Annotated in this window: 12 protein-coding genes; all 12 read left to right on the top strand. The window is 36.8% G+C overall.

Annotated features, from left to right (window positions below; genetic code table 11):
• Nucleotides 1-14: 14 nt before the first annotated feature.
• The gene (locus D4A81_RS07660; protein WP_111524731.1) at nt 15-1607 is read left to right on the top strand and encodes a C40 family peptidase; all 1593 of its coding nucleotides are present in this window, start codon (nt 15-17) and stop codon (nt 1605-1607) included.
• 125 nt (nt 1608-1732) lie between these two features.
• Complete coding sequence (udp, locus tag D4A81_RS07655) at nt 1733-2506, top strand: uridine phosphorylase (protein WP_111524678.1); 774 nt, start codon at nt 1733-1735, stop codon at nt 2504-2506.
• Nucleotides 2507-2681: 175 nt separating this feature from the next.
• Nucleotides 2682-3743, top strand: coding sequence for a BMP family lipoprotein (locus D4A81_RS07650; protein WP_111524677.1), 1062 nt, complete (start codon nt 2682-2684; stop codon nt 3741-3743).
• Between the two features lie 108 nt (nt 3744-3851).
• The gene (locus D4A81_RS07645) at nt 3852-5396 is read left to right on the top strand and encodes a YjjI family glycine radical enzyme (RefSeq protein WP_111524676.1); all 1545 of its coding nucleotides are present in this window, start codon (nt 3852-3854) and stop codon (nt 5394-5396) included.
• Complete coding sequence (locus tag D4A81_RS07640) at nt 5396-6238, top strand: YjjW family glycine radical enzyme activase (RefSeq protein ID WP_111524675.1); 843 nt, start codon at nt 5396-5398, stop codon at nt 6236-6238. The genes D4A81_RS07645 and D4A81_RS07640 overlap by 1 nt, the downstream gene beginning before the upstream one ends.
• A 32-nt stretch (nt 6239-6270) precedes the next feature.
• Nucleotides 6271-7788, top strand: a complete 1518-nt coding sequence (locus D4A81_RS07635) for an ABC transporter ATP-binding protein (protein ID WP_111524674.1) — start codon at nt 6271-6273, stop codon at nt 7786-7788.
• Nucleotides 7781-8848: an ABC transporter permease gene (locus tag D4A81_RS07630; protein WP_111524673.1), complete on the top strand. Its 1068-nt coding sequence runs from the start codon at nt 7781-7783 to the stop codon at nt 8846-8848. Before D4A81_RS07635 ends, D4A81_RS07630 begins: the two co-directional genes overlap by 8 nt.
• The gene (locus tag D4A81_RS07625) at nt 8848-9783 is read left to right on the top strand and encodes an ABC transporter permease (protein ID WP_111524672.1); all 936 of its coding nucleotides are present in this window, start codon (nt 8848-8850) and stop codon (nt 9781-9783) included. Before D4A81_RS07630 ends, D4A81_RS07625 begins: the two co-directional genes overlap by 1 nt.
• 7 nt (nt 9784-9790) lie before the next feature.
• Entirely contained in the window at nt 9791-10447 is a 657-nt protein-coding gene (deoC, locus tag D4A81_RS07620; RefSeq protein ID WP_111524671.1) for a deoxyribose-phosphate aldolase, read from the top strand.
• 13 nt (nt 10448-10460) lie between these two features.
• The gene (add, locus tag D4A81_RS07615) at nt 10461-11429 is read left to right on the top strand and encodes an adenosine deaminase (RefSeq protein ID WP_111524670.1); all 969 of its coding nucleotides are present in this window, start codon (nt 10461-10463) and stop codon (nt 11427-11429) included.
• Between the two features lie 16 nt (nt 11430-11445).
• A complete protein-coding gene (locus D4A81_RS07610) occupies nt 11446-12633 on the top strand; it encodes a phosphopentomutase (RefSeq protein ID WP_111524669.1) in 1188 nt (395 codons plus the stop codon).
• A gap of 20 nt (nt 12634-12653) precedes the next feature.
• Complete coding sequence (locus D4A81_RS07605; protein WP_111524668.1) at nt 12654-13475, top strand: purine-nucleoside phosphorylase; 822 nt, start codon at nt 12654-12656, stop codon at nt 13473-13475.
• The last annotated feature ends 207 nt before the right edge of the window (nt 13476-13682 follow it).

The raw sequence follows: 13682 nt of genomic DNA, 5'->3' as shown, positions 1-13682 counted from the left end.
ACAAGGAAGAAAAGATGAGCAAGAAAAAAAAGAATGAATTTTTAAGAAGTGTAAAAGATAAAGTAGAAGCCATACAGGATATGGATAGAAGTAAAAAATTAATGGCTGGAGGAGTGATAGGAGTAGTAGCTATAGCAGCTATTATTGGAGTGTCTTCTACAGGAAAGAGTGCAAGAAGTGTTGCTACAAATACAAGTATTTCATCTGAAGTTGAAACCACTACAGTAGAGCAAGTGGCGGCCGCACAGGTTATGCCTATGGAGAAGGCCGGAAATGAGTTCCCTTCACTTGATATTACAGTTGAAACTGAGGAACCAAGACCTGAACTTTTGGAAGAGGGCGTACAACATTCGTATATTGCCAAAGTCCAGGAAAGGCTTATGCAACTTGGATTCATGGATAATGATGAGCCAACAGATTACTTTGGACATGTTACAAAATCAGCAGTAATGATTTTCCAAAGACAGAATGGTCTTGCACAAGACGGTATTATTGGACCTTCTACATTGCCACTTTTGATGGATGCAAATGCAAAGCATTATGCAGCAAAGCTTGGTGATGTTGGTGAGGATGTTAAAAGAATACAGCATCGTCTGTACGAGTTGGGATATCTGGCTTCAGCAGAAATGATAACTGGTAATTATGATGAAAAGACTCAGGAGGCTGCATTGAAGCTTCAAAAAGTCAACTCTTTAAGTGAGGATGGAAAAGTTGGAAGCGAGACTATGAACTTGCTGTATTCTGATGCGATAAAAGCAAATACCCTTTCTTTAGGTGAACACAGTGAGGTTGTACAGGCTATACAGAACAGACTTTTCGAGTTAGGATATCTTACTACAAGTCCTGACGGTACTTATGGAAATGATACAGAACTTGCTGTAAGATTATTTCAGTCAAAGAATGACCTTGTAGTGGACGGATACTTGGGACCATCTACAAGAGCGATTATACTTTCAAGTGAAGCAAAGGCAAATGGACTAAGCTTGGGTGATCAAAATGAGCAGGTTACCAGACTTCAAAATCTCCTGGCAAAGGCAGGATATTTGAATGAGGATAATGCCACAGGATATTTTGGGGAAATAACTGAGAATGCATTGAAGAGATTCCAAAGTAATAATGGGCTTTCAGCAGATGGTAGAGCCGGAGCACAGACATTTGCAAAATTGAATTCCGGTGGTATAAACGGACCTTCCAGAGGTGATTCCGGAGGAAGTTCGGGCGGTTCTTCTTCAGGTGGTTCATATTCAGGTAGTGTTGGAAACATGATAAGTATTGCATCTTCAAAAATTGGTAGTCCATATGTATGGGGGGCAAAGGGTTCAGATTCCTTTGACTGTTCAGGATTCGTGTACTGGGTTTTAAAGCAGATGGGAGTAGGTCAATCATATCTTACATCATCGGGTTGGAGAAATCCGGGAAGATATACTAGAATAAGTTCATTCTCTGATATACAGGCAGGAGATATTGTAGTGGTTTCAGGTCATGTAGGTATTGCTGCCGGAGGTGGTGAAGTAATAGATGCTTCATCTTCAAGAGGTAGAGTAAAGAGAAGCAGTATGTCAGGCTGGTGGAGAAATAACTTCATTGTTGCATGGAGAATATTCTAAATATATATTAATTTTAACCTATATTCACAAGAATATAGGTTTTTTTACTATGTATTTATAATTTTGATTGTAAAATTTTGAATTGATATATATAATATTTTTATAAAATAGAAGGGGATAAAAATATGATAGATTATACTGAAGGAGCAGGAGTTCAATATCATATTGGCGTAGCTAAGGGCGATATCGGTAAGTATGTGATACTTCCGGGAGATCCTAAAAGATGTGAGAAGATTGCAGCGTATTTTGATGATGCAAAGCTTGTGGCAGACAGCAGAGAGTATGTAACTTACACAGGCTACTTGGAGGGAGAGAAGGTGTCGGTGACATCTACAGGTATAGGAGGTCCTTCATCTGCTATTGCACTTGAGGAGCTTGTAAGATGTGGTGCGGATACTTTCATAAGAGTAGGAACTTGTGGTGGAATGCAATTAGATGTATGCGGTGGAGATCTGGTAATAGCAAATGGTGCTATTAGAATGGAGGGAACCAGTAGGGAGTATGCACCTATAGAATTTCCGGCAGTAGCTAATTTTGAAGTAATCAGTGCGTTGAAAGAAGCTGCTGATAATTTAAACTTTAAGTCACATATAGGAGTTGTACAGTGTAAAGATGCATTTTACGGTCAGCATGAGCCTGAGAATAAGCCGGTAAGCTATGAACTTGTAAACAAATGGGAAGCTTGGTTAAGGCTTGGAACATTGGCTTCAGAAATGGAGTCAGCTGCACTTTTTACAGTGGCATCCTATCTGGGAGTTAAGATGGGATCAATATTCCTGGTTATTGCAAATCAGGAAAGAGCAAAAAAAGGTCTAAGTAATGAGCAGGTGCATGATACCAGTGGTGCTATAAAGACTGCAGTTGAAGCTATCAGAACAATGATAAAAAAGAAAAAATAAATAATGATATTGAGTATAAAAGTTAGTTAAAAAATATTCAAAACATGTAGTAATTTAATGATAAAAAGTAATTAACATGTTATTTAAATATAACAACTTGATTACAAGTGCTTTATACGATATACTTAAATGGATGTTTATATGTAATGTTTATGTTCGTTTTTAAGGAGGAAAAATGAAAAAAAGATTATTGGCTATCGCTATGGCAACACTTATGGGACTTTCACTTGTGGCATGTTCTTCAGACAAGCCTAAAACAGGAGAAAAGACAGAGAACGTAGGTGAAGGAGAAAAGGCTTCAACAGATTACAAGATTGGTATGGTAACTGATGTAGGTGGTGTTAATGATGGTTCTTTCAACCAGTCAGCATGGGAAGGACTTCAGAGAGCACAGAAGGAACTTGGAGTACAGGCAAAGTATTTGGAGTCAAAAACAGATGCAGATTATATTCCAAATATCGAGCAGTTTGTAGATGATGATTATGATCTTATTATCTGTATAGGATATCAGTTGGCAGATGCACTTAAGGAAGAGGCTGCAAAAAATCCTGATAAGAAGTTTGCAATAGTGGATGATCAATCAATAGAGTTTGATAATGTGGCTTGTCTTATGTTTGAGCAGGCTCAGGCTTCATATCTTGTAGGATATATTGCAGGAAAGACAACACAGACAAATAATGTAGGTTTTGTACTAGGTATGGCTACCAGTACAATGAATGAGTTTGGTTATGGATACATTTCAGGTGTTAAGGATGCAAATGCAGATGCAAATGTATTACAGGCAAATATCAATAGCTTTGCAGATGCAAGTGCAGGAAAGACAGCTACAAACAATATGATAGCAAACAATGCAGACGTTGTATTCCATGCTGCAGGCGGCAGTGGACATGGCGTTATTGAGGCAGCAAGAGAGGCGAAAATTTGGGCTATAGGTGTTGACTCGGATCAGTCAAAAGATGCACCTGAGACAATTCTTACATCAGCTATGAAGAGAGTTGATAATGCTGTATTTGATGAGACAAAGGCTGTACTTGATGGTACATATAAGTCAGGTGTAAAGACTTATAGTTTAAGTGATGGTGGTGTTGATATAGCACCTACAACAACAAATCTTCCGGAAGAACTCCTTAAGGAAGTAGAAGATGTTAAGGCTAAGATAATAGCAGGAGAAGTTAAAGTTCCAAACAATAAGGCAGACTTTGAAGCTAAGTACGGCGATATCTACGATTTAGATTAATTCTACACTGTATATATTCTAAATGGGCAGCATTTTTGCTGCCCCCTTAAATAAGTCTATGAAATTCATAGATTTATTTAAGGGGATACCCTTATAGAATGGAGTAATATGAGAGATATTAGCCTTGAAAAGGTAAACGAGATAAGAGAGAAGATGCTTGAGACTGTAAAAAGTGTAAGCCTTACTCATGAACAAAAAGTAGCTAATATGGCAAACCATGCCGATTCATTAATTGAGGTGTTGGATAAGCCGGATGGACTTGAGGAGCTACTGGATGCTGATATAGATAGTCAATGTATATGTGATTTATTTGAAGGTCATGCACCTTTAAGACCGAGATACATTATACCTGACTATGAAAAATTCATGAAAGAAGGAAGTCAGTTCCTTCAATTAGAGCCACCAAAGGACTTGTATGAGGCTCTGAATTCACTACTTATTTTCTATCGTCATGTACCAAGCGTGACAAATTTCCCAGTGTATGTAGGACAACTTGATGAGTTACTGGATCCTTTTGTTCAGGATATGGACAGAGGCCTTGCCAAGAAGATGATACGATTGTTTTTTATAAATATGGACAGAACTATTTTAGATTCATTTTCACATGCAAATATAGGGCCAAAAGACACTTTAGCAGGTAGAATAATACTTGAAGTGGAGGCTGAACTTGAACAGGCTGTTCCAAATATCACATTAAAGTATGATCCTGATATCACAAGTGATGAATTTGCACTTATGGCTATAAATACAGCACTTCACAGTGCAAAACCAAGTTTTGCAAATCACAAAATGTTTTCATCTGAATTGAGTGAAAGATATGTTATAGCAAGTTGCTATAATGGGCTGCCTTTAGGTGGGGGTTCATATACTCTGGCAAGAATGATTTTAGGAAATATTGCAAAGCGTGCGAAGGGCGTGGAGGATTTTAAGAAGAATACATTGCCATATGTTATGGATATTATGGCAAGATATATGGATGAAAGAATTAGATTTGAAGTAGAAGAGAGTGGATTTTTTGAAAATAATTTTCTGTCAAAAGAGGGCTTCATAAGCCGAAACAGATTCTCCGCTATGTTCGGATTGGTAGGTTTAGCTGAGGCTGTAAATATTTTATTAGAAAAAGAAAATATTGAAGGTAGATATGGACATAGTGAAGCAGCAGATAAATTAGCTGTGGAAATAATGGATATTATAGATGAATTCAATAGAAATCATTTTAATAAATACTGTGAAGTAACAGAGGGGCATTTCCTTTTACATGCACAGGTTGGCATTGCAAGTGATGTGAATGTATCACCGGGAACAAGAATTCCTATAGGCGAGGAGCCGGAGAATCTTATTGATCATTTGAAACATTGCTCAAGATTTCATAAGTATTTTCCATCAGGAACAGGAGATATATTCCCAATAGACCTGACAGTACATAAAAACCATGAATATGTACTTGATATAATAAAGGGTGCTATGCAGGAGAATATCCGATATTTGTCATTTTATTCTTCAGATTCAGATGTGATAAGGATTACAGGTTATCTTGTAAAAAAATCAGAGATAAATAAGCTTGAAAAGGGACAAAGTGTACTTCAGGATACTACAGCACTTGGAATGGGTGCAAAGCACAACGGCAAGATACTTGAGAGGAAAGTTCGTTAGTGCACAGTGCCGATATCAATAAAATCATACCTTTCAGTAGTGTAGACGGACCCGGAAATCGTACAGCTATATTTCTACAAGGATGCAATTTTAACTGTAAATATTGTCATAATCCTGAAACTAGAAATAAATGTATTAACTGCTTGGATTGTGTAGAGCATTGTCCGGTGAATGCATTGAAAAATGAAGAAAATAGGGTGAGATTCTACCCTGAAAAATGTATAGGTTGTGATACATGTATAAAAATTTGCAAATATGGTGCTACACCAAAGATAGTAAGATTAACTTCCCGGGAAACATTTGAAAAGATATGTGAAAATATACCTTTTATAAGGGGAGTCACATTTTCAGGTGGGGAGTGTATGTTATATCCAGACTTTATGAGAGAGGTATTTGAACTTTGTAAAGAGAAAAATCTGGGTACCTTGATAGATAGTAATGGAAGTATAGATTTTGAAAAGATGAAGGAACTTTTAGATGTTACAGATGGTGTTATGCTCGATGTGAAGGCATATGACCTTAAGGAACATATAAAGGTAACAGACTTTAGCAATGATATTGTATTAAAGAATGCACTATACTTGGCGTATATAGGTAAACTATTTGAAGTGAGGACTGTTATTGTACCGGAACTATTTGACTTTAGAAAGACCGTATATGATACATCAGCGGCTTTGGCACCTTTCCTTAAAAAGTCAAATATCAGATACAAGCTTATCTCCTATAGGGAAAACGGAGTTAGAAAAGAATTTAGAGATTATAGAATGCCGACAGAAAAAGAGATGAATGAAGCTAAGGATATAGTAGAAAAAAATGGCTTTAATGATATTGTGATTATATAGTATCTATGGCTTTTATAGGATGAGGAGGGAAAATGGACGTAGCTGTCAAAATGCAAAACATAGTCAAGAAGTTTGGCGATTTTGTTGCAAATGATGGTATCAATCTTACTGTACATAAAGGAGAAGTACATGCCATTTTGGGAGAGAATGGTGCCGGAAAATCTACACTTATGAATATTTTGTATGGTTTATACAACCCTACATCAGGACAGATATTCATAGACGGTAAAGAGACCATTATTGGTACACCACAGAGGGCAATTGATTTAGGTATTGGTATGGTGCATCAACATTTCATGCTTATACCGCCATTTACTGTAACAGAAAATATAGTACTTGGAATGGAAGATACCAATGGACTTGTGCTTGATTTAAAAAAGTCAAGAGAAAAAATAGTTGAGCTTTCTGAGAAATATGGATTATCAGTAGATCCTGATGCAAAGATAGAAGATATTTCAGTAGGTATGCAACAAAGAGTAGAGATCATTAAAGTGTTGTATAGAGGTGCCAATACATTGATATTGGATGAGCCGACAGCTTCCCTCACACCACAGGAAATAGCAGAGCTTATTGAAATTATAAAAAGCCTTACTAATGACGGTAAATCCGTTATATTGATTACACATAAGTTAAAAGAGATAAAGGCTTGTGCAGATACCTGTACAATTATTAGGCATGGTAAGTATATAAATACTGTAGACGTAAAAAATACCACCGAAAGTGAATTAGCATCTATGATGGTTGGTAGAGATGTGTCATTTACAGTAGAAAAAGAAAAAAGAGAACCCGGAGAAGTAGTACTTGAAGTTAAAGATTTATGTGCTAAAGATTATAGAAATGTTGAGATACTTAAGTCTTTAAGCTTATCTGTTCGTAGAGGAGAGATAGTGGGTATAGCCGGAGTCGACGGTAACGGACAGTCTGAGCTTGTAGAGATATTGACAGGCTTGAAAAAGGCGGAGTCTGGAAGCGTGACAATTTTGGGTCAAAATGCTTTCAATGTTACACCTAAGCAGAGCTTTGAGATGGGTATTACAAGTATACCCGAGGATAGACAAAAGCACGGATTGGTACTTGATTTTAGTGTGGCGGAGAATCTTATATTACAAAATTTTGAAAAAGAGCCTTTCTCAAAAAACGGTATTTTAAATAAAGCTGACATTGAAAGTCATGCTAATGATATGATAAAGAAATTTGATATCAGACCAAATGATTGTTCAAAAAAGGCAGCAAAGACTCTTTCAGGAGGAAATCAACAAAAGGTAATAATTGCCAGAGAAGTTACAAATGATTCTGACCTTTTGATTGCAGTAAATCCTACAAGAGGTTTGGACGTAGGTGCTATAGAGTTTGTCCATAAGTATCTTGTGGAACAGAGAAATAAGAATAAGGCAGTTTTATTGGTTTCATTTGAACTTGATGAGATAATGAATCTATCAGATAGAATAGAGGTTATTTTTGATGGACAGATTACCGGAGAAGTGGCAGGAGATGAGGCTGATGAAAATGAACTTGGACTTTTGATGGCAGGAGGAAAAAAGAATGAGTAAGAAGAATAATATACTCGCAAGTAGTGCTTTTTATACTCTTATATCAATAATAGTAGGCTTTATTGTTGGAGCTATATTGCTTGCAGTGGCAAGAATTAATCCTGTAGAGGCATATGGGCAGCTACTTAAAGGGATTTTTGGAAAGCCTAAGTTTATGATTTGGTGTCTCATATATGCAGCACCACTTATATTTACAGGACTTAGTGTGGCTTTTTCTTTTAAAACAGGTGTATTTAATATTGGTGCAGAGGGACAGTTTGTAGTAGGTTCACTTACAGCCTGTGTAATCGGTATACTAATAAAGGTACCCGCAATCATTCATATACCATTATGTTTTATAGGTGCTGCACTTGCAGGGGCTGCATGGGGAGCTATAGTTGGAGTGCTAAAGATTAAAAAGGGAGTAAATGAAGTACTTTCTTACATTATGTTTAACTGGATTGCCTTCTATTTTTCAAACTTTGTAGTGAATCTTACTATAATCCACAAAGATGGTGGAGGTGAGGCCACAAAGGATGTTGCAGACAGTGCCAGAATACTTTTACCTGAGTCTATAAGGAATGCAACAGGTGCATCAGCTGCTAACTGGGGATTTGTTTTAGCAATTATATTTGCAATAATCGTTTGGTTTGTTATAAATAAAACAACATTAGGCTTTAAACTTAGAGCAGTAGGATTTAGTAATAGTGCCGCAGAGTATGCAGGTATAGATACCGGAAAATCATTCTTGACGGCAATGGCATTTTCAGGTGCACTTGCAGGTATCGGAGGTGCGGTACAGCTTCTAGGTATGAGTGGAAGAATATCACAGTTCTCAGGTCAGGAGGGTTATGGTTTCCAGGGAATTACAGTAGCACTTATAGGTGCATCAAATCCGCTTGGTTGTATATTTGCAGGCATATTCTATGGAGCAATGAAGTATGGTGGTGGAAAACTTTCACTTGTTAATGCACCGGCTGAGGTAGTAGATATTATCATGGGTATAATTATTGTATTCATAGCTATATCAGGTCTGTTTAAAACCATAATCTTAAATCGTGTAAAGAAGGGAGCGGCATAATGGAAGTTTTGATAAAGGATTTAGGTCTATTAATAAATGCTATAATGATTGCAACTCCACCACTACTTTTAGCAGCTCTTGGCTCCTGCTTTTCAGAGAGAAGTGGAGTAGTAAATATCGGTATTGAAGGGATGATGACCATAGGAGCTTTTACCGGTGCTTGTGTAGCATATTTTACCGGAAATGGTTGGGTAGGATTTTTCGCAGGTGGACTTGCCGGGGCATTACTTGGAGTAGTACATGCGATCGCTTGTATACACTGTGCTGCAGACCAGACTATATCAGGTACTGCAATCAACTTCATAGGACCGGGACTTGCGGTATTCCTATGTAAGGCTATTTTTGACAATTCATCAGACTCACCTGCACTTGATACAGCGGCTAAGCTTCCAAAAATGTTTAATGGTGTATTCAAATCAGGATCTTTTGGATATAATGTTTTTTCAACATATTCAGTTGCATATTTAAGCTTTTTACTGGTTTTAGTTATATGGTTTGTATTTTACAAGACAAAATTCGGCATGCATCTTAGAGCTGTAGGAGAGCACCCGGAAGCCTGTGCTACATTAGGAGTAAATGTATATCGTACAAGATATATTTGCGTTATACTTTCAGGATTTTTGGCAGGACTTGGTGGAGCTTTTGTTACATTGGCGACAGTGAATCAGTTTAGACCTTCTGTAATAGTAGGTCAAGGTTTTATCGCCATTGCAGCAGTAATTTTTGGAAAGTTTAAACCACAGGGAGCACTTAAGGCTTGTTTACTTTTCGGCCTTTGTAATGGTATCAAGGCACTTCTTGGAGCAGGAAATGTGGTATCACCAAACTTGATATCAATGATTCCTTATGTAGTTACTATTTTAGCACTTGTACTTGTGGTAGGTAGTGCAAGAGTACCGGCTGCAAACGGTAAACCTTTTTTGAAGTCCAGATAGGGGGAATATGTTATCAACAAAATTATTTGATCATACAATATTAAAGGCAGATGCTAGAAAGGCAGATGTAAAAAGAATATGTGATGAGGCTATGGCATATAGCTTTTGTTCAGTATGTGTGAACTCATACTATGTACCTTATGTAAGAGAACTTCTACATGGAAGTGATGTAAAGATATGCAGTGTAGTAGGATTTCCATTGGGAGCAATGTCTACCAAAGCAAAGGCACTTGAAGCAAAGATTGCCGTAATAGATGGTGCTGATGAAATAGACATGGTTATAAATATCGGTGCACTTAAGGATAAGGACTATGCTGCAGTTTTAGAAGATATAAAGGCTGTAAAAGAGGCATGTGGAAAGGCTATATTAAAGGTAATTATTGAAACATGCCTTTTGACTGATGAGGAAAAGATAAAGGCTTGTGAGCTTTCAAAGGAGGCAAATGCTGATTTTGTAAAGACATCCACAGGATTTAGTACTGCCGGTGCCAAGGTGGAAGATGTGAAGCTTATGAGAGATACTGTAGGCGAAAACATGGGAGTGAAAGCAAGTGGTGGAATCCATGATAAGGAGTTTGCAAAAGAGCTTGTTGTAGCAGGAGCTACAAGACTTGGAACAAGTGCTACTATAAAAATAGTGGAATCAGCTTTTTATGATGTTTAATATTGGGTAGGATATGAACAGAGAAGATATTATAAAATTACCGAAGCTTGACTTACATTGTCATTTGGACGGCTCTTTATCTAAAGTATTTTTAGAAAATACTCTGGGAAGAAATTTTACTATGGAAGAACTGTCTATAAGTATGGACTGTAACAGTTTGGTGGAATATCTTGAGAAATTTGATGTTCCATTGGAGGCTATGAATAGCAGAGATAATATAAAGGCTGCAACTATTGATGTAATGAAGTCTGCAGCTGATGAGGGAGTAAGATACATTGAGATAAGATTCGCCCCACTTTTGTCTGTCTCAGGTAATGTGAATACAAGAGATGTTATTGAGTCTGTGATAGAGGGACTTAAATTGGGAAGTCAAACTTTCAATATTCATGGCAATGCTATATGTTGTGCTATGACTCATCATGATATAAAGGACAGTATGTCAATGTTTAAAATTGCAAGAGAATACTATGGCAGTGGAGTAGCCGGACTTGATTTGGCAGGAGATGAGGCAAATCATCCTATAGGTGAATTTAAAGAGCTTTTTGGCTTTGCCAAAGAATTGGGTATGAATTTCACTATTCATGCAGGAGAGGCAGGACCGAAGTCCAATATTGAGGGTGCTATAGAATATGGTGCAAAAAGAATTGGACATGGCATTGCTATGAGAAATGATGAAAGACTTTTGAAACTGGCTAAAGATAAAAGTATTGGTATAGAAATGTGTCCAATAAGTAATTATCAGACTAAGGCGGTAGGTAGAGAAGATCTTTATCCGTATTCCGATTATATAAAGAAAGGTATACTTGCTACTATCAATACAGATAATAGATTGGTTAGCAATACCAGCATTACAAAAGAAATATTGTTTTTACAAGATAAATCTATGATAAATGACGAAGAGATTGTAAAAGGTATTAAAAATGCTATAGAGGTATCTTTTGCAAGTGATGAGATTAAGGAAATGCTTTGGAAGGAATGCTAATCGAGAGGTATAATTTATGAAAAAATATAAGAGAATATTTGTTGTTGTATTGGATTCTCTAGGTATTGGTGCAATGCCTGATGCTGAGAGATTTGGAGATGTGAACACTGATACCTTTGGACATATTGTTAAAAGTTATGGGAAGCTGAATATTCCAAACTTGAAAAAACTTGGAATGTTTAACCTTCATCCGGTAGAAGGAGATAATGGGGTAGAAAAACCTCTTGGAAGATTTTGTAGAATGGAAGAAATGAGTAATGGTAAGGATACTATGACAGGTCATTGGGAGATGATGGGCCTTAGAATTGAAAAGCCTTTCCAGACATTCACTGATACAGGATTTCCAAAGGAGCTTATAGATGAGCTTGAAAAAAGATGCGGTAAAAGAGTAATAGGTAATAAGTCGGCTTCAGGAACTGAGATACTTGAAGAACTTGCTGAAGAAGAAATAAATACAGGTGCAATGATTGTATACACATCAGCCGATTCAGTACTGCAAATCTGTGGAAATGAAGAGACATTTGATTTACAAAATCTATATAGATGTTGTGAAATTGCCAGAGAACTTACAATGAAGGATGAATGGAAAGTTGGTAGAGTTATTGCCAGACCTTATCTTGGCAAGAAAAAAGGTGAGTTCAAGAGAACTTCAAACAGACATGACTATGCACTTAAGCCATTTGGTAGGACAGCACTCAATGTTTTGAAAGATAATGGATTAGATGTAATCTCTATCGGTAAGATAAACGATATATTTGTTGGAGAGGGTATTACTAAGGCATATCATTCAGATTCAAGTGTACATGGAATGGAGCAGACTATAGATATGCTTAATGAAGATTTCACCGGTCTTTGTTTCACAAATCTGGTAGATTTTGATGCACTTTGGGGTCATAGAAGAGATCCTGTAGGCTATGCCAAGGAAATAGAGAAGTTTGATATTAAGCTTGGTGAGTTTATGGAGAAGATGAATGATGATGATTTGATCATACTTACTGCAGACCATGGAAATGATCCAACTCATTCAGGAACAGATCACACCAGAGAAGCTGTATTCTTTATGTCATATTCAAAGAAGTTTGATGGTGGGAAATTACTTGATACAACCAATACATTTGCAGTAATAGGTGCAAGTATAGTAGATAATTTTGATTTGGAGATGCCTGAAAATACTATTGGTTATAGTATTTTGGACAGTATATAAGTATTTGAAATGGAGGTTTTATGAATCAGATATTTGAGAAGGTAAAAAGAAGCTATGACTACATTAGAAGTGTTACAGATTTAATGCCGGAGGTAGCTTTGGTGCTTGGCTCAGGACTTGGAGAGTTTGCAAAGCATATGGAAGTTGAGTGTGAGATACCATATTCAAGTATTGAGGGTTTTCCTGTATCTACAGTAGCAGGACATGACGGCAAGTTTTTATTTGGTACAGTTGAGGGAGTAAAGACTGTTATAATGAAGGGAAGAGTGCATTATTATGAGGGCTACCCTGTAACTGATGTCGTACTTCCAACAAGACTTATGATAATGCTTGGAGCAAAGAAACTTATCCTTACTAATGCTTCAGGTGCTGTAAATACTTCATATAAGCCTGGAGATTTGATGCTTATTACAGATCATATATCAACTATAGTACCTTCACCACTTATTGGTGAGAATATAAGTGAGTTCGGCACAAGGTTCCCTGATATGAGCAATGTATACTCCAAGAGACTACAGGATGTAGTGAGAGATTCTGCAAAGGAAGTTGGAGTAAGTCTTAGAGAGGGAGTATATATGCAGTTTAGTGGTCCTGCATATGAGACACCTGCAGAGGTAAAATTAGCAAGGCTGCTTGGTGCAGATGCAGTAGGTATGTCAACTGCTATAGAGGCTGTAGCTGCTAATCATATGGGTGCAGAAATCTGTGGTATATCCTGCTTTACAAATATGGCAGCAGGTATTTTAGATCAGCCACTTAGCCATGAGGAAGTATCGGAGGCTGCAAATAAGGTTGCACATGTTTTTGAGAGTTTGGTAAAGACTATTATAAAGAATATTTAGTAAAGGTAGGCTTTAGCCTCCTTTTTATTTTGAAGTAAAGTATATTACCAATTATTTGAAATAAAACGGATTATTATTAAAATGAATGTAATTTTCAGTTTTATCCACTTGTTTTTTTATTAGTTTCATTATAAAATAGACTAAGATTGTTTTGTATTTAACAATATTGGTGACACTATATTGTATTGTCACAAGGTTGAAAAAATT

Origin of the sequence: Lachnoanaerobaculum umeaense (genome assembly GCF_003589745.1) — a bacterium.
GTDB lineage: Bacteria > Bacillota > Clostridia > Lachnospirales > Lachnospiraceae > Lachnoanaerobaculum > Lachnoanaerobaculum umeaense.
This window is presented reverse-complemented; position numbering and strand designations above follow the sequence as displayed.